The sequence below is a fragment of the Aeribacillus sp. JST-2 genome (genome assembly GCF_056032925.1).
Window position 1 is genome coordinate 74900 of sequence record NZ_JBVVUU010000005.1, and the last position, 16392, is coordinate 91291.

19 protein-coding genes and 1 riboswitch are annotated in these 16392 nt (G+C 42.0%); of the genes, 4 read left to right on the top strand and 15 right to left on the bottom strand.

Annotated elements, in window-relative coordinates; genetic code table 11:
• The first annotated feature begins 54 nt into the window (after positions 1 to 54).
• From AC0KTX_RS04425 to AC0KTX_RS04435, 3 genes are all read left to right on the top strand, one after another.
• The gene (locus tag AC0KTX_RS04425; RefSeq protein ID WP_474251030.1) at positions 55 to 1134 is read left to right on the top strand and encodes a glycosyltransferase family 4 protein; all 1080 of its coding nucleotides are present in this window, start codon (positions 55 to 57) and stop codon (positions 1132 to 1134) included.
• A 125-nt stretch (positions 1135 to 1259) separates the two neighbouring features.
• Positions 1260 to 1424, top strand: coding sequence for a hypothetical protein (locus tag AC0KTX_RS04430; protein ID WP_474251031.1), 165 nt, complete (start codon positions 1260 to 1262; stop codon positions 1422 to 1424).
• A 25-nt stretch (positions 1425 to 1449) separates the two neighbouring features.
• Entirely contained in the window at positions 1450 to 1647 is a 198-nt protein-coding gene (locus AC0KTX_RS04435; protein WP_474251032.1) for a hypothetical protein, read from the top strand.
• A 38-nt stretch (positions 1648 to 1685) separates the two neighbouring features.
• Here AC0KTX_RS04435 and AC0KTX_RS04440 read toward each other — a convergent pair whose 3' ends face one another.
• The 4 genes from AC0KTX_RS04440 to AC0KTX_RS04455 form a co-directional block, all read right to left on the bottom strand.
• The gene (locus tag AC0KTX_RS04440; protein WP_474251033.1) at positions 1686 to 2972 is read right to left on the bottom strand and encodes a glycosyltransferase family 2 protein; all 1287 of its coding nucleotides are present in this window, start codon (positions 2970 to 2972) and stop codon (positions 1686 to 1688) included.
• Entirely contained in the window at positions 2935 to 3708 is a 774-nt protein-coding gene (locus AC0KTX_RS04445) for a sugar phosphate nucleotidyltransferase (protein ID WP_474251034.1), read from the bottom strand. The genes AC0KTX_RS04440 and AC0KTX_RS04445 overlap by 38 nt, the downstream gene beginning before the upstream one ends.
• Before the next feature lie 20 nt (positions 3709 to 3728).
• A complete protein-coding gene (locus AC0KTX_RS04450; protein WP_474251035.1) occupies positions 3729 to 4070 on the bottom strand; it encodes a DUF1360 domain-containing protein in 342 nt (113 codons plus the stop codon).
• An 88-nt stretch (positions 4071 to 4158) separates the two neighbouring features.
• Complete coding sequence (locus AC0KTX_RS04455) at positions 4159 to 4548, bottom strand: CotO family spore coat protein (protein ID WP_474251036.1); 390 nt, start codon at positions 4546 to 4548, stop codon at positions 4159 to 4161.
• A 409-nt stretch (positions 4549 to 4957) separates the two neighbouring features.
• Here AC0KTX_RS04455 and fabI point away from each other — a divergent pair, with 409 nt between their 5' ends.
• Complete coding sequence (gene fabI, locus AC0KTX_RS04460; RefSeq protein WP_474251037.1) at positions 4958 to 5737, top strand: enoyl-ACP reductase FabI; 780 nt, start codon at positions 4958 to 4960, stop codon at positions 5735 to 5737.
• Positions 5738 to 5912: 175 nt separating this feature from the next.
• Here fabI and thiD read toward each other — a convergent pair whose 3' ends face one another.
• The 11 genes from thiD to yjbM all read right to left on the bottom strand — a co-directional run bounded on the left by thiD (position 5913) and on the right by yjbM (position 16390).
• Positions 5913 to 6725, bottom strand: a complete 813-nt coding sequence (gene thiD / locus AC0KTX_RS04465) for a bifunctional hydroxymethylpyrimidine kinase/phosphomethylpyrimidine kinase (protein ID WP_474251038.1) — start codon at positions 6723 to 6725, stop codon at positions 5913 to 5915.
• Positions 6726 to 6739: 14 nt separating this feature from the next.
• On the bottom strand, positions 6740 to 7753 hold the full coding sequence (locus AC0KTX_RS04470; RefSeq protein WP_474251111.1) for a ThiF family adenylyltransferase: 1014 nt from the start codon (positions 7751 to 7753) through the stop codon (positions 6740 to 6742).
• Positions 7750 to 8517: a thiazole synthase gene (locus tag AC0KTX_RS04475; protein ID WP_474251039.1), complete on the bottom strand. Its 768-nt coding sequence runs from the start codon at positions 8515 to 8517 to the stop codon at positions 7750 to 7752. The genes AC0KTX_RS04470 and AC0KTX_RS04475 overlap by 4 nt, the downstream gene beginning before the upstream one ends.
• A gap of 6 nt (positions 8518 to 8523) precedes the next feature.
• Positions 8524 to 8727 carry a sulfur carrier protein ThiS gene (thiS, locus tag AC0KTX_RS04480; RefSeq protein ID WP_474251040.1) on the bottom strand — a complete coding sequence of 68 codons (204 nt, stop codon included), beginning with the start codon at positions 8725 to 8727 and terminating at the stop codon, positions 8524 to 8526.
• A 6-nt stretch (positions 8728 to 8733) separates the two neighbouring features.
• Positions 8734 to 9849, bottom strand: coding sequence for a glycine oxidase ThiO (gene thiO / locus AC0KTX_RS04485; protein ID WP_474251041.1), 1116 nt, complete (start codon positions 9847 to 9849; stop codon positions 8734 to 8736).
• Complete coding sequence (gene tenI / locus AC0KTX_RS04490; RefSeq protein WP_474251042.1) at positions 9836 to 10465, bottom strand: thiazole tautomerase TenI; 630 nt, start codon at positions 10463 to 10465, stop codon at positions 9836 to 9838. The genes thiO and tenI overlap by 14 nt, the downstream gene beginning before the upstream one ends.
• 56 nt (positions 10466 to 10521) lie before the next feature.
• Positions 10522 to 10631, bottom strand: a riboswitch (TPP riboswitch).
• 58 nt (positions 10632 to 10689) lie between these two features.
• The gene (locus AC0KTX_RS04495; RefSeq protein WP_474251043.1) at positions 10690 to 12540 is read right to left on the bottom strand and encodes a monovalent cation:proton antiporter family protein; all 1851 of its coding nucleotides are present in this window, start codon (positions 12538 to 12540) and stop codon (positions 10690 to 10692) included.
• Between the two features lie 28 nt (positions 12541 to 12568).
• Complete coding sequence (mgtE, locus tag AC0KTX_RS04500) at positions 12569 to 13921, bottom strand: magnesium transporter (protein ID WP_474251044.1); 1353 nt, start codon at positions 13919 to 13921, stop codon at positions 12569 to 12571.
• A 111-nt stretch (positions 13922 to 14032) separates the two neighbouring features.
• Positions 14033 to 14929, bottom strand: coding sequence for an RluA family pseudouridine synthase (locus AC0KTX_RS04505; RefSeq protein ID WP_474251045.1), 897 nt, complete (start codon positions 14927 to 14929; stop codon positions 14033 to 14035).
• Positions 14930 to 14948: 19 nt separating this feature from the next.
• Positions 14949 to 15740: an NAD kinase gene (locus tag AC0KTX_RS04510; RefSeq protein WP_474251046.1), complete on the bottom strand. Its 792-nt coding sequence runs from the start codon at positions 15738 to 15740 to the stop codon at positions 14949 to 14951.
• Positions 15737 to 16390 (bottom strand): GTP diphosphokinase, encoded by a 654-nt coding sequence (gene yjbM / locus AC0KTX_RS04515; RefSeq protein ID WP_474251047.1) that lies wholly within the window; start codon positions 16388 to 16390, stop codon positions 15737 to 15739. The genes AC0KTX_RS04510 and yjbM overlap by 4 nt, the downstream gene beginning before the upstream one ends.
• Positions 16391 to 16392 lie beyond the last annotated feature (2 nt).

The following is a 16392-nucleotide window of genomic DNA, read 5'->3' on the forward strand; positions in this document are numbered from 1 at the left end:
CGAACAATTCAAAAATTTTTTTCATAATGCTAGTATGGAAAGGACGTATGATCAATGAAAATTTTGTTTACGTTTTACGTCGCTGGCGGCGGCGTCGAAACATTAAATCGGCAGCGCTTTTTTGCTTTAAAAAAATACGGTATTGAAAGCCATGCTCTTTATTTAACAAAGGGTTCTGGATGGAAAAATGTAAAAGACAGTCAGATGACGGCTTTTATAACAAATGACAAAAAGGAGATTCAAACGCTTCTGTTGCGCGAACAATATGATTTGATTGTCGTCTGTTTGGACTACTTGTTACTATCAAAAATTCGCGCACTCGGATTTGACGGCAAGATCATTTATGATATTCAAGGGTTTGGAACGGAAGTCGATGAATTGTTCAAAAAAGCAAAACCGTTTGTGGAACAAAATGCCGATGCAATCATGTCGCCGCAAACCCCTCATCTTCTATCCAGAATCCACAAAACGTTTCCGAATAAACCGTTATTCAGCTTTCATAACGGCCTTGATACACAATTATTTTCCAGGAAAAAAGTAGATATCCCAAACAAAACCATCATCGGTTGGGTCGGCAGAATCGAAGAAAACAAAAATTGGCGTTTGTTTCTGCAAATAGGAAGACAATTGTTAAATGAACATTTTGAATTGGAATTATGGCTGTTTGAAGATCCTAACTTAAGCACAAATCAACAACGCAAACAATTGGCGAAATGGGTGAAACAGCTCCATTTGCAAGATCACCTAAAACAGTTTTTCTGCATTCCCCATCAAGAGATGCCTGTCTACTATTCAAAAATTTCCGCTTCAGCCGGATTTCTGTGCTCCACTTCCATTTTAGAAGGTTTTGGATATGCACCTTTAGAAGCAATGAGCTGCGGCTGCCCGGTTCTTTGCACAGATTCTGACGGAATTAAAAGTTTTGTATTTCATAACCGAACAGGAAAAATTATTCCAAAGGATAATCTAAAAAAGGCCGTCTCGGAAGCAAAAGAGCTGTTAACCGATACAGAATTGCGGCAAACCATTATTCAGAACGGCATGCAATTAGTTCATCAAGAGTTTACTCTTGAAAAATACGGCCTGTCTTTTCTCAACATGCTAAAGCAGCTTGGAATCCTGACCGAAGAATAGGCTTTGAAAGTATAAAATTCTTTGTACATTTGTCCATACCAATTGACACAGATTGAATATATAGTGATATAGGAAGAAAATCTTTTCAACACTTCCTACTATTTTATCAATGGGAGGGGTTCTCTTTGCCACAGACAGTTGAAGATTGCCGACAAAAATTGGAGCAGACGCTTTTGGCTCAACAAGAAACTAGAAACTTGATCACTCAAACCCAGCAAAGGCTCGCTGATTGCCGAGACGATTGGGAACAATGCCGAGAAGCACTTAGAGAATGCCGCGGAGAACTATAAAAAAATTTTTAAGGAGGGGAAAGAAATGCCAAGCCCTGAATTTATTCAATGCAGGGAACAATTAAGACAGGAAAGAAATATTTTGCGCCAGCTGCGCAATGAACTTCGCCAAAACCGGGAAACCTTAAGCGAATGCCGGACGGACCGGCTGTCATGCCGGGAGGCCCTTAGAGAGTGCCGCAACCCGTATTCTATAGCTGCCATTGAAAGCATGCATCTATAAGAAAAGCACCTTATGGTCATCCATAAGGTGCTATTTTTTTACCGCCATTTGACAACTTCCCAGTTAAATGGAGAGCCTTTTGGAAATGCCAAAAATTCTCTCTTGCTTAGCGGAATGGCATCAGTTTTGTTATATTTCAACCTTACAAAAACTTGTTTTTCAATCGGCCGAAAAATTCCTTGGTCACTGATAAAAAAACGTTGTTTATAGACAAAAAGTTTTCCTTCCGGCATCGGTTTCTTTTGATCATATGATGTAGATATCGGTTTGCCGATTGAAAAATTTTTGATAAAACTCGACTGAACAAAAATGCAATCCCTTATGTCGGCATTCATTCTTGTGAAAGCTTCTTTCGTTTCAATCGGTCTTAAAAAACCACCTTCTGTATAATAGTACTTCTTTTCCACTTTTAAGAAGCGAAAATTCGGAAACTCACTTGCATTGGAAAATGAATGTACTGTAATAGGATTTCCCATTGGATATTGAAAAAGTAAAGGATCATGCACTTTAACAAGCCGATTGTGGTTGTAATGAAAAAGGCGAAAAGCTGCTTTTTCAATTTTCCGTCTCTTTTTCCCATCGATTAAAAACATCTCTCCTGAAGTGGAAACGACCAGCAATCCCGGAGGCAATTCCTTTGGAAGGAAGGCATTCAGTTCTTGAAAAGAATCCGGCGTTTTTAAGCATATATCCAATGTTTTCGGAATAGGATAAAACGAAGACCATTCGGTAAGGCGGGCCCAAAATGCCGCATCGCCGTTATGCCAATGCTCAGGTGAATCTTCCCAATATGAACCGTATTTTCCATAAATAAGGGGCAATAAGGAAGCTCGATGCATAATTGAGCAATGGTCGACGAGATTTTGCGGTTTCGTTAATATTCCCTTTGTCCCGCGAACCTTTTCATCTACCGTTTTTCCCTTTTCATCCATTCTCCGGATCAATTGCTGGGAATAAACTACTCCATGGGTTGGATGATTGTTTAAATAAGAAGCCATTATTTGAAGGCGGTCTGGGAAGTACAAATTGTCGTCCGTCAAATAAGTAATATAATCGCCAGTTGCTTTTGCCAGCGCCTCGTTAATTAACGTGGCATAGCGAGTCGATTTATATCTGTCTTCGTCTCTCACCATACTGTCATAAAACTGTATCCGCGGATCCTCCAAGTACTTTTTGATAATTTGTTGTGTTTGGTCATTCGAATGATCATCCATGATGAAGAGCTCCCAGTTATCATACGTTTGTTTCAAGACGCTTTCAATCGCTCTGCCTACCGTTTTTGGCTTATTATAGCTTGTCAGGATGACCGAAACTTTCGGCTGCATCTTTTTCCACCTTGCCATTCATTAGATTGTAAATAAATACATTTGCATCCAGCAGAGACTCATGTGTTCCGGCATCGATCCAAAATCCTTTTACGAAAGTAAAACCGATCGTTCCTTTTTTCAAAAAATACTTGTTGGCTTCCGTAATTTCATACTCTCCCCGAGGGGAAGGGCTGATCTCATCCAAAATTTCATAAATAGAAGGCTTGTATAAATAAATGCCGGTTATGCACAAATTGGATCTGCCGGAGGAAGGCTTTTCGACCAAATCAACAATTCGGTTTTTTTCGCGGTTCAAAAATGCAATGCCATATCTTTCAGGATCCTTCACTTCTTTGAGAAAAAGCTGCACATCTTTTCCGCTCTTAACGAACGGTTGAAGATAAGAGCGCAAGTTCATTTCAAAAATGTTATCTCCCAAAAGCACAATGAACGGATCGTCTTTTGTGAAATCCTTTGCTTTTTTGATTGCATCAGCAATGCCAAACGGCCCATCTTGGACAGCGTAACGGATGGTTACATCATCGTTTTTGCCATTTCCGATCATTTTGAAAAAATGCGGCAAATCTTTTTCATTGGTCACAATTAACATATCCTCGATTCCCGCTTCTTTCAACTTCAAAATCGGCCAACAAATCATCGGCCATTTTCCAACCGGGAGCAAATGTTTATTGATCACATTCGTGAAAGGTTTTAATCTCGTCCCACTCCCCCCGGCTAAAATAACCCCTTTCAAAGTCCCATCACTCCTTTTGCCTAGTCAAGCAAATGTTCCATTATTCCAGCTAATGCTGCAATGGCTAAAATGAACGTAACCGGCTGGAAAATGAAGCTCATGAATTCATTGCCTAAATATAATATCAAAGCGCTCCAAATTCCCGTACACCAATAACAGCTGATCAGCTCTCCAATCCAGTATCGGAGGCCTGTTCCTTTCGGTTTCCAATATGTTATCGTTTCCCCTGCCTCACCTGCTTCTTCGACTGTTTCCAAAAAAGGCGTTCTGATAAATGAAGCAATTTTATCAAAAACAATTAATCTTGTCAGCCGAAAAGACGCGAATGTTATGAGAACAAAAGAAAACCAATTCCAATCCATCCGGCAATTCTCCTTTCTTAAACCAACATATGTTTTTCATTTCTGAAACGTTCAAACAAAAAACCCGGTATAAACCGAGTGAATGTTGTTAGCCTAGCACTTTAATTTCAGTGATTTCTTCAAGCTTCAATCGAATAGGTTCGCTGCTGTCAAAGGAGCGAATGTCGACCGTTTCTTGTTCTTTAGACAAAATAATTCCTTCATATGTTTTCTCTTTCGTCTCAATTCGGCACACATTTTTGTAAACATGACCAGGCAGATTGGAAAAAAAATCAATTTTTTCATGAAGGGACATCTGCGGCAATTCTTTGCGCTTTTGGTAAATTTCCTCTTGTGTCATCTGTCGGCTGCTTTTCTCCTCCGGTTCCGTTTGCGAAATCTTTTTAAAAACAGATGTTTGCATAACCGCTTCCGGCTTTTCCAATTTCGGCTGAACAATATACAATAAAGGCTCCATTTTCTCCTTTTTGATCAGCATTTGTCGCCACCCCACCCCTATTTTTCATGATTTCCTTCCATATTTTATGATAGGAGTGAAGGAATTCATGACCGTTTTTCCATAAAAAATCCTGTCCCCTCTGTTTGGCAATGAAAAAGTCCGAAATAGAGCCCTTTTTGCTTTCGGAAGCTTGCAGCCTTCTAAATTGAATAAGCGCTTATAAAAACTTACGCAGCCATGAAAAACAGAACAGCTTTTTTTTATTGTTTAGGGAACTTGGGATTGGATGACGATTGGCTTATGATGAAACAAACAATCTTTATTCATCGAAAAATCAAGTCCCGAACATTAAATGGGAAGCGATTTTGCCGGGGGGATAGTAACAGATGCTAAAACCAGCTATAATATAGTTAGATATAAAAATATACATAAGGGTATGGAGGATAAAATGGAAGATTTACTAAAATTAAAAGGCAAAAATATTGTGGTGATGGGTGTTGCGAATGAACGGAGCATTGCCTGGGGTGTGGCGCAATCTCTTTATAAGTCTGGCGCAAACTTGATTTATACATACAGATTGGAACGTTCTCTCGGAAAATTAACCAAACTGTTGGAACAAAACAATTACCCCCAGGAGCTTATTGTACAATGCGATGTCAACAGCGATGAAAGCATTCGCAAAGCATTTGCTGAAATTGGCGAAAAAGTGGGCGTTATTCACGGTATTGTTCATTCGATTGCATTCGCCCATGCAGAAGATTTAAAAGGCGACTTCATCAATACTTCGAGAGAGGGGTTCGCTTTTGCGAATGATACGAGCGCCTATTCGCTCGTTGCAGTTGCAAGGGAAGCAAAACCTTATATGACTGAAGGCGGATCGATTGTGACCATGAGCTATTTGGGAGCGGAACGCGCCGTAGAATCGTATAATGTGATGGGAGTGGCGAAAGCCGCACTTGAAGCGAGCGTCAGATATTTGGCGCTTAATTTAGGCAAATACGGGATTCGCGTAAACGCCCTTTCGGCAGGACCTATTCGAACATTAGCAGCAAAAGGAATTCCGGGATTTAATGAGATTTTAAAATTGATTGAAGAAAAGTCTCCATTAAAGAGAAACGTTACGCAAGAAGAAGTGGGCGACATGACTCTTGCTATGCTCAGCCACCTTTCCCGGGGAGTAACAGGAGAAGTGATATATGTTGATTCAGGTTACAATATTATTGGATAGGCTTTGTAAAAATAAAGGCTTAAAACACTCTTTTTCCTCTTGATATCATTCTTTAAAAGAACGAAACCAAAAATGTTCACAAAGAGAAAGCGTTTCTTTTTCCCATTCGCCGCCAGTTGTAAAAAAACTGTACTCATGCAAGGAAAAAGCCGGAACGTTCAGTCGTTCTGGCTTTTTATTTGCAAGTAGCTTTTTTTCTTTTATATGCCCAATGGTTGGTTGGCCCGTGCCCGCCGCCGATGCCCGGGGCATTTTCCACCGCCAAATGGATGAAATCTTTTGCCGTTTTCACCGAATCAATCACGCTTTTTCCTTTTGCCAGTTCCGCTGTCAGGGCAGCCGAAAAAGTGCATCCTGTTCCATGCGTATGGCGGGTGTTGACATAAGCACCTTTCCATTCATAAAATTCATGTCCATCATACAATAAATCGACGATTTCGTTTCCTGTCGGCTGATGTCCGCCTTTAATAATTACATTTGCCGCACCCATTTGATGAATCCTTTTGGCCGCTTCTTTCCGGTCAGCAAAAGATTGAATTTTCGTTCCCGTGATCACCTCTGCCTCCGGTATATTCGGGGTCACGATATAGGAAAGCGGGATTAAATCATGAATCAGCGCATTGACTGCCGACTGCTCTAAAAGCGGATGCCCGCCTTTTGCGATCATCACCGGATCCACAACAACCTTTTTCCATCCATGTTTTTGAATGGATTGAGCCACTGTTTGAATGACGTCTTCATTAAAAAGCATGCCTGTCTTTACTGCATCAGGAGGCAAATCCTCTCCTATCGCATCTAGCTGTTTCACAATCCCTTCAAGCGGAACCGGGTACACCCCATGAACACCCAACGTGTTTTGTGCGGTAATGGCAGTGATGGCGCTCATGCCAAATACGTCAAGTTCTTGAAAAGTTTTTAAATCTGCCTGAATGCCGGCGCCGCCGCCAGAGTCGGAACCAGCGATTGTCAACGCTTTTGCTATTGTCATCATCATACCTCCGTTTAAGCCCCGATATAACGTTGATAAATCGATTTTGCTTTATCAACCTCTTTCGTGCCGTGAATGAGCGCCCGACCGTCCTGAAAGAGAACGACCCGATGTTGATCAATGTCAAAAGAAATTAAATAATCGTTGCCTTTTAAATTTTTTACAATCGGCTTCAGGCGCTTGACAATCTCAGCAAATGAAATCAATTGGTTTTGCTGCGGGCGAATTTGCACCGTATTTCGTCCGCATAAAACCGCGGTTTTCAGTCCTTGTTCAATTGACAAATAAGGATATGTCGGATGTTTGCCGCAAGAAGGGCAGTCTGCTTTTTTTAATTTTTCTATTTTGACGATAGAATGCTCCCTCGACCAAACATCAAATGAAACAAGCTGTTTGGACATCTCCCCGCTGACCAAATATTTTAACGCATCCGCCACTTGATAAGAAGCAGTCATTTGCACAGCTGGGCTGATGATGCCGACGGTGTCGCATGTCATTCCGTCGGAAGGAATGGCCTGAAGCAAGCATCGCAAACACGGCGTTTCCCCTGGAACAATCGAAGCGGTCATTCCGTAGCTTCTCACGCAAGCTCCGTATATCCATGGGATACGGTGCTTCATCGCCAAATCGTTAATGAGAAAACGAGTTTCGAAATTATCCGTTCCATCAATGATCAGATCAACTTCTCTTAGTCTTTCCTCAAACTGAACGGAAAAATCACCGACAATTGCTTCAATGGAAATATCCGAATTAACGGTTTCTAAATGCTTTTTGGCGGCTACTGCTTTTGGCAGTTTCTGTTTTGCATCTTCTTCTGTAAAAAGCTGCTGCCGACCTAAATTGCTCCAATCAACATAATCCCTGTCAATAATCGTCATTTTGCCTACTCCTGCACGAGCCAGCATTTCGCTGGCGGCGCAGCCTAGCGCACCTGCTCCGACCAAGAAGACATGGCTGTTTAATAAATTTTTTTGACCTTCATCACCAATAGGGGAAAACAATCTTTGACGAGAGTACCGCTCCATTATGTTGTCAGCATTCCTTCCGTTGGGCTGCTGGCAGAAGCATACCGTTTTTTCGGAATCCGGCCAGCTTCATATCCTAGTCTTCCAGCTTCAATCGCCAGTTTCATCGCCCTGGCCATTTTCACCGGGTCTTTAGCGCCTGCAACCGCCGTATTTAATAACACTCCATCGGCTCCCATTTCCATTGCCAATGCACAATCAGCCGGTGAGCCGACACCGGCATCGACAATGACCGGAATGTTCGCTTGCTCAATAATAAATGATAAATTAAGCGGGTTGATGATGCCTTGGCCTGATCCGATCGGGGATGCTCCGGGCATAATCGCATGAACACCCAATTCTTCCAGCTTCTTGGCAAGAACAACGTCATCCGATGTGTACGGAAGAACAATGAATCCTTCTTTAAGCAAGATTTCAGATGCTTTTAATGTCTCGACTGGATCTGGCAGCAGCGTTTTGTCACAACCGATCACTTCTACTTTAATCATATCACATAATCCCGAAGCTTTAGCGAGTTTGGCGATTCTTACCGCTTCCTCTGCCGTTTTCGCCCCGGCTGTATTGGGAAGCAGTGTATATTTCGATAAATCGAGCTGCTCTAAAAAATTTGGCTGCGAAGAGTCAAAAATATTCATTCTTCTAACGGCAAACGTCAAAATTTCCGCTTCAGATACCTCGACCGCTTTTTTTTGGATTTCTAATGACGGATATTTCCCCGTTCCCAGCAGCAATCTTGATTGAAATGTTTTATTTCCTATTTTCAACATATTATATCATCCTCCCCCAACAAAATGGACTATTTCCACTTGATCCCCATCATGGATGCTTTGGGTGCTGTATTGTTCTTTCGAAACAATTTCCCCATTTAATTCCACAACTAAGATGCGGTCTTGCAATTGAAAAGAGGCCAGCAAATCTTGAACATTTTGAATATCGTTTTGCACTTCCATCTGCTGGCCGTTTATGCGGAGCTTCACAGACCATCACCTCCCCTTTGCGCCTGAACAAAGTCTATTTAATGAAAAAGCGTTGAGAAAACGTTGATACTTCTTCGTGTTCAAAATTATATCTTTCATGATTAAACTAGTGATCGGTGCGAGCAAAATGCCGTTCCGATAATGACCGGTGGCAAAATAGATTCCGTTATATTCGGGGTGCTCACCAAAATACGGCCAGCTGTCTTCTGTTTGCGGCCGCAGCGATGACCACGCATCAACGATCGGCTCATCCCCTATGGACGGAATAAGCTTTTGCACTTTCGTCATCAATCCAGAAATTCCTTTCACAGTTGGATTTGCATCCCAATCATTTTCATATGATGTCGCTCCGATAATGACCTTTCCGTCCTTTTTCGGAACAATGTAGCAGTGATCGTAAAACAAGGTTTTCTTGATGATAATCTTTTTCGGTTTGACGGCAAAACATTCCCCTTTCACCGGCTTCATTGGATTGTTTAATCCCAATTGTTCAAAAAAAATACCGCTCCATACCCCGCTTGCCACGATAACTTTATTGGATAAAAATGATCCAGAAGGAGTGGAAATCTTGTATCCGCCGGCTTCTTTTTTTATTTCAATGACAGGACATTGTTCAAAAACTTTCGCACCAAATTTTTGAGCGCCTTTCAGAAAGGCATGGCAAACAGACGATCCTTTCACTTGACCGTCGCCCTTCAGCCAAAGAGCGCCTTTGATTGATTTTGATAAACTTGGTTCATTCTCGAAAGCATATTCTCGGGGATGAAATTCAAACTCCACATTTGTCTCAGCCAGTTTTTGTAATTCAACCGCTTCTTCCTCCGTGAAAGCCAAGCGGTACATGCCTTCATTGATAAGTTCAATGTCAATGCCGGTTTGCTCCATTAATTCTGCTGAAAGAGTTTCATATAAATTTCGGCTTTCTAAACACAATTCATAAAAAATATCTCTTTCTTCATTTTCTGAATGTGCGCCAAGCATTCCGGCTGCAGCAGACGTTGCTTTTCCGCCGATGGTTCCCCCTTCAAAAACGGCGACTTTTAACCCTTCCTTCGCCAGTTGGTAAGCTATTCCTTGCCCGATGATTCCTCCGCCGACAATACCGACATCAAAAGCCTTCACTTGCTTTCTCTCCTCTCCTCAGCAGCTTGGCGGCATTTTCAGGATCGCTGCTAGAAAAAATGTATGACATGACAGCCGCTCCAGCCGCTCTTTGTTCTAACACTTGCTTAATATTCCCCGGCTCAATTCCTCCGATTGCAATGACCGGTATTTTGACGCATTCGGTAATTTTCCTTAGCACATCAACTCCCTTCGGAGCCTTTCCCTTTTTGCAGTTCGTTTGGAAGATGTGCCCGAACATGATATAATCGGCTCCATCTTTCTCAGCTGTTACCGCCTCTTCCAATGAATGAACACTCACTCCTGTTCTGATGTCCGGAAAAGCACCTTTGACTTTTTGAACGGGGATCCCGCGCCCCGGAAGATGCACATTGCGGATGCCCGTCACTAGGGCTACATCGAGCCTGTCATTGATCACAAGCTTTTGATTGGGAAATCCGCTTTTTATCAGGAGCTCGATCAGGCGGATGATCTCACCCGCTTTTTTTTCTTTTTCACGAATATGTACATAATCAACAGAAGCGGAAATAGATAAAATTATATCGGCAAGTTGTTCAACCGATTTTGAACCATCAGTCACTGCATGGAGCTCCAATGCATTCATTCCTTTCCACATAAAAAACCACTTTCCTTATTGGAAAGTGGCGGCGGGATTGTTTTGACACTTGTTCATTTTTCCCTCTTCCACTTCCCTACGCTGGCATCACCCAGATCAGGTTCAAAGGGTCTTAAAGTCTGCACTTTAATCTCAGCCTTTCAACAAGGCTCCCCTAGTGGATCATTGGTAATGATTTTATTTTCATAGTTTCATGTTATCATAAGATGTTTTCTTTTAAAAGATTATTCACCAAATTGTAATTCCTGCTTCAACTCGTTCACATATTCGCGCGATCCGGTTACAATCAGCCGATCCCCGGTTTTCAGCTCCGTATCGCCATGAGGGACGATGGAATCTTTGCCGCGGAAAATACGGACGAAAATACAATCGCCTATGAACGGGAAATGACGGATTTTTGTTCCATCATACTTATAGTTGTTCATGTTGATTTGATAAAGGATGGAATCATTGTCCGTCAATATTTTCATTATACTTGGCGTTTCGATTAAGGCTCTAAGGAGCGTTTTTGTCGACAGCATGACAGAGAATACATCAATGTCTTTTTCCTTCAACGCTTCATCCAATTCAGGAGAAGAAACACTGGCGATGACCCGTTTGACGCCGTATTCTTTGGCAAATGCTGCTATTTCTGCATTTCTTTTTTCTTTGCCAGTCGCTACGACAAGAATATCTGCATCAAATACCTTGCGGGCCTCTAAAGTTTCTAAGCGGTAGTCTTCCAATTCTTCAATTTTAAAAAGCGATTGAGCTATCACCTTATCAATTTTATCTTGCTGTGTATGATAGACCGTTGTTTCATATAAATGTTTATCTAATTCCCTTGTGACAGGCAGTGTCATTTGATTGGCGCCGATAAACGCCACTTTCAGCTTTGGCTGCTCAGCAAGCTTCTTAGGGAAAAGTTTTTGAAAACCGATCGGATAAACGATGCTTGTCAAAACCGCTACTAAAATTAATGCATCGGCCATTCCATCATTGATGATGCCGATTTTCACCCCGATTTCGGCAGCGGCAATCACGAGCGATAAAGTGGACGTTAACAAAAAGGCCGAAGCGACCGTTGTTTTCGTGTCATACCAATTTCTCAAAATAAACACCGGCAGGATTTTTGAAATAAATAATGCTAAAAAAAGCAAAGGGATTAAAATCAATAATTGCGGGTCTTTGATCAGTTCCCATAGGTTTAAATCGACACCGATCATAACAAAAAAGATCGGAATCAAAAAACCGTAGCCAAAGGAATCAAGTTTTTGCACCATATCTGGATTTGGCGAGAGAAGGGAAACAAGCACTCCGGCGAGAAAAGCTCCTAAAATATTCTCGGCTCCGAGTGTTTCGGAAAGACCGACAAGAACAAGGATGAGCGTAAAAACGGCTCTTGTTCCTATTTGAATGGTTCCTTTCGACATGGTTTCAATAAAGGAGCGGCTTTTGAATCGTTTGCCGATAAAAAATAAAACGACCCCTGCCGCAAACAAAAGAAGCAATAGCCAAGTCCTGTTTTCACCGCCGCTGTTTAAGGAAACAAACACCGCCAGCAAAATCATCGTGGCTAAGTCAGCAATAACGGCAACAAGCAAAATAATCTGGCCGATGTTTGATTTCATAATTTGCGCATCTTTTAATGTTGGAACAACAACACCTAGAGAAATCGTTGAAATCACGAGGGTCATATAGAAAGCGTTTTGAATGAAACCAAGCCACATAAACAAGTAGGACAAAAGCAATGAAACAATAAAGATGCCTGCAAAGATGACGGACGCAGCGAAAAATGTGTTGGGAGCGTCCTTCCCGTTTGCCAGTTTTTCTTTTTGCTTTCCTTTCGCAAAAACGGAAAAATCGATTTCAAGCCCGCTTAAAAACATGAGGAAAATAAACCCCAGAGTCGAAAGAGTAGCAAGCCATACATCTTGTTCAACAAGATTTAACCCGCTTTTTCCAATGATTAATCCCATTATAATTTCGGCCACAACAACAGGTATAAACGAAAGCCTGAAACGGTGCAGCAAAATCGGCGTCAAAAAAGCTGCTACAAGAACAATGACTAATGAAGTTACAGCATGGTTCTCCAAATCATCCGCCTCCTTTTTTCAAATGCTATCATAAATAATTCATGAACATAGTTGCCATTCCAAAGTAGATGAGGATACTAATCATATCGTTGATTGTCGTAATAAATGGACCAGAGGCCACGGCAGGATCAATATGCAGCCGGTGCATAATAAGAGGAATCAACGCCCCCGCAATCGTTGCAACAGTTAATGTGGCCAAAATAGAAATGCCGACTAACAATCCAAGAAATAACTCCTGCTTCCAAACGAAAATAATCAGTGCCACAACAACTCCGCAAACCGTTCCTGTAATAACGCCTGTGCCTGCTTCTTTCAACACGATTTTCCAAACCTTCTCAGAGGCGCCGTCTTCTGTCGCCAGTCTTCTGACTGCGACCGCTAAACTTTGCGTTCCTGTATTCCCGGCCATCCCCGCTATTAAAGGAATAAATAGCGCTAAAGCAGCCACTTTGTTCAGCGTTTCTTCAAATCGGCCAATTAAACTGGCTGTCAACATCCCCAAAAAGAGCAAAATGATGAGCCATGGCAGCCGTTTCCTTGCGGCCGAAATAGAGTTGTAATCGTAAGAATCGACATCGGAAACCGCAGCCAGTTTTGAATAGTCATCAGAAGCTTCTTCATCAAGTACATCAATGATATCATCAACTGTCACGATGCCGAGAAGATGGTTTTGAAAATCGACAACGGGAAGAGCTAAAAAATTGTAATCCTTCATTTTTCGTGCGGCTTCTTCCTGATCATCGCCTACAGAGACGGAATAAACATTCTTTTTCATGATATCGGCAATTATCGTCTCATCTTCATGCACAATTAAATCTCTTAGTGAGAGAACTCCGGCCAGATGCTTTTCTTCATCCGTTACATATAAATAGTAAATTGTTTCTGCATCCGGAGCCTCTTTTCGCAATTTTTCCATGACCGAACGAACCGTCTGATTGGCCCGAATCGAGATGAATTCAGTCGTCATGATGCTTCCGGCCGTAAATTGTTCATAGTTTAGAAGTTCGCGAATGCTTTTCGCCACCTGTACATCCATTATCGCCAAGTAGCTCGCCACTTGGTCTTTGCTCAGCTCATTTAGCACATCCACCGCATCATCCACATTCATGTGCTCAAACATTTTTGCGGCAAAAGCCGGATCCATCTCATTCAATAACATATGAAGCCTTTTTTTATCTTCCTTTACGTTTTCAAAAACAGAAGCCATTTCTTCAGGAGAAAGGAAATGGTATACGTGCATTCTATCCGTTTGATCTAATTTCAAAAAGAATTTTGCCCGATCATAAGGATGAAGTTCGAAAAAATACGAGCGGAATTCATCCAAATTTTCTTCTTTCAGATGATGAATCATATTTTCCCATAGGGCTGACTTTTCCACCATCCAATCCTCCTCCTTTCCGACATCAACGGACAAATGTTATAGTATGTTTTTCTATATTAACAAATCAGACGGTTTTTGTCGTATATTTTCCATAAACAAAAGCATGCACTTTTAACGCGCATGCTTCAATATTTTTTCCATATCTGACGGAAGCTTGCACCGAAATTCCATCCTCTGTTTGAAAACAGGATGAAAAAAGGAAAGTTGCCGGCTATGAAGGGCTTGACGGTCAATCTCTTTTTTTTCGCCGCCATATAGAGTATCCCCCAATAGCGGATGGCCGATAAATGCCATATGCACTCGAATTTGATGTGTTCTGCCTGTCTCGAGATGCAGTTCGACCAATGTTTTGTCAGAAAAACGTTCCAAAACCCGATAATGCGTGACAGCTTCTTGTCCATCTTCCCTTACTGTCCGCTCAATAATGCTTCCTTCTTTCCTTGAAATCGGCGCATTAACCGTCCCTTGATCCTTCTCAACGATTCCATGGACAATGGCATTGTAAACACGTTTGACCGTTCCTGTTCGCTGCTCGCCGGCAAAAAGGGAGTGGCTGTACCTATGCTTTGCTACAAGCATCAATCCTGACGTATCCCGATCAAGTCTGTTGACAATATGAACGGTATAGTTTTCCCCTTTTTGATCATAGTAGTATAAAAGACCGTTCGCCAAACTTCCTGTCGGATGCTCCCTCGATGGAATCGTGTTTAAAAACGGCGGTTTGTTAACAACAAGACAATGCTCGTCTTCATATACAATTTTAAAATCCACTTTTTCAGGCAGCATCGAAGTGCTTCTTTTTTCATCAGGAAAAAGGACGAGCACTTCCTCGCCAGCTTGCAAAATGTGGCGGACATTTTTTTCATAGCCATTGACAATCATTTTTCCGCCGTTGAATTTTATATCGGTTAACAACGCTTTTGAAACGCCATGCTCCCGTAAAAAATCTTTTAGCAGTTTTCCATGATCTTTCTTTTGTGCTATAAAACGAAGCTGGAAGGTTCCCATTTTCGATTCTTTCCTTTATTTAGTCTGCTATAAACGAATCGCGAACTCTTTTCCAAAACGGGAAAGGCCGATATCTCGCAAACCTTACTTTTTCCTTGGCAACCCGGCATTGGATTGATTTAACATCTTTATGGAGCAGTGTTAAATGATCGACGGTCACTTGAAAATCCACATCATTAACAGGCTTTAACAAACACGTATGATGATTTGGCAAAATCAGCGGAGACCCGACTGTCCGGAACACTCGGTTGTTTATGGAAGCCATCTCGGTTAATTGAATGGCTGAAATCGACGGATGAATGATGGCACCCCCGAGCGCTTTGTTGTAAGCTGTACTGCCCGCTGGTGTTGAAATGCATAATCCATCACCGCGAAACGTTTCAAAAAGCTGGCCCTTGATGATAACATCCATTACAAGAGTGCCTTCAATACTTTTCACGGTGCATTCATTGAGGGCAAGATAACTCGCTTCGCTTCCCCCGTTGTGGCGGACAACCACTTCCAGCAACGGGTATTCCACAAGCTGAAAAGGGGTTTTCGCAATGGCGATGACCATTTTTTCAATTTCGTGCGGAAGCCAGTCGGCATAAAAGCCGAGGTGGCCGGTATGAACCCCAATAAATGACGTTTTATCCAATCTGCTTTTATAGCGATGGAACGCATAGAGCAGTGTCCCGTCTCCGCCAACCGAAATGACGATATCAGGCTGATCTTCATCATATTGAAAGTCAAAATCCAGCAAATAAGTGCGTATCTTTTGCGCCAGTGTATTCGATGTGTCATCGCCTTTTGATGTGATCGCAAATTTCATTCCTCTCCATTCTCCTTTTTTAGAGTTGGTTCAATTTTTCGTAAAAAGATGACTTGCGCTTCTTGGATTTCCCCGCGTATTTGCGACATTTCTTCGTCAAGCCGGTAAGCTGCTTCCGCCGCACGTTGCAGGCGGATTTTAATATCCTCGGGTATTTTGCCGCTGTACTTATAATTGAGCGAATGTTCGATAGTTGCCCAAAAATTCATGGCAAGCGTTCGTATTTGAATTTCCACCAATATTTTTTTCAATCCTTCAAATGATTGGACGGGGTATCTGGCAACAACATGGTAGGAGCGGTAGCCGCTCGCTTTTTTGTGCGAAATATAGTCTCTTTCTTCAACAATTTCCAAGTCATGTCGTTCCCTCAGCATTTGCACAACTTTTTTAATATCATCAACGAACTGGCACATCATTCGGAGGCCGGCAATATCCTGCATTTCTTCTTCCAATCGATGAAGGGGAATTTGTTTACGCTTCGCCTTTTCCAGAATGCTTTGCACTGGCTTGACTCTTCCGGTGACAAACTCAATAGGTGAATGCTCACCTTTCAGCTCAAATTGAGAACGGATCCCCTTTAGTTTGACTTTTAATTCATCAACCGCTTGTTTATAAGGCGCCAAAAATTGTTCCCATTCGCTGTAATTCATCC

What these genes read in the sequence shown, in the direction of transcription:
- AC0KTX_RS04425 (WP_474251030.1), top strand. Translation starts at nt 55, where the DNA reads ATGAAAATTTTGTTTACGTTTTACGTCGCTGGCGGCGGCGTCGAAACA.
- AC0KTX_RS04435 (WP_474251032.1), top strand. Translation starts at nt 1,450, where the DNA reads ATGCCAAGCCCTGAATTTATTCAATGCAGGGAACAATTAAGACAGGAA.
- AC0KTX_RS04440 (WP_474251033.1), bottom strand. Translation starts at nt 2,972, where the DNA reads ATGCAGCCGAAAGTTTCGGTCATCCTGACAAGCTATAATAAGCCAAAA.
- AC0KTX_RS04450 (WP_474251035.1), bottom strand. Translation starts at nt 4,070, where the DNA reads ATGGATTGGAATTGGTTTTCTTTTGTTCTCATAACATTCGCGTCTTTT.
- AC0KTX_RS04455 (WP_474251036.1), bottom strand. Translation starts at nt 4,548, where the DNA reads ATGCTGATCAAAAAGGAGAAAATGGAGCCTTTATTGTATATTGTTCAG.
- fabI (WP_474251037.1), top strand. Translation starts at nt 4,958, where the DNA reads ATGGAAGATTTACTAAAATTAAAAGGCAAAAATATTGTGGTGATGGGT.
- thiD (WP_474251038.1), bottom strand. Translation starts at nt 6,725, where the DNA reads ATGACAATAGCAAAAGCGTTGACAATCGCTGGTTCCGACTCTGGCGGC.
- AC0KTX_RS04475 (WP_474251039.1), bottom strand. Translation starts at nt 8,517, where the DNA reads ATGTTGAAAATAGGAAATAAAACATTTCAATCAAGATTGCTGCTGGGA.
- tenI (WP_474251042.1), bottom strand. Translation starts at nt 10,465, where the DNA reads ATGTGGAAAGGAATGAATGCATTGGAGCTCCATGCAGTGACTGATGGT.
- mgtE (WP_474251044.1), bottom strand. Translation starts at nt 13,921, where the DNA reads ATGGTGGAAAAGTCAGCCCTATGGGAAAATATGATTCATCATCTGAAA.
- AC0KTX_RS04505 (WP_474251045.1), bottom strand. Translation starts at nt 14,929, where the DNA reads ATGGGAACCTTCCAGCTTCGTTTTATAGCACAAAAGAAAGATCATGGA.
- AC0KTX_RS04510 (WP_474251046.1), bottom strand. Translation starts at nt 15,740, where the DNA reads ATGAAATTTGCGATCACATCAAAAGGCGATGACACATCGAATACACTG.
- yjbM (WP_474251047.1), bottom strand. Translation starts at nt 16,390, where the DNA reads ATGAATTACAGCGAATGGGAACAATTTTTGGCGCCTTATAAACAAGCG.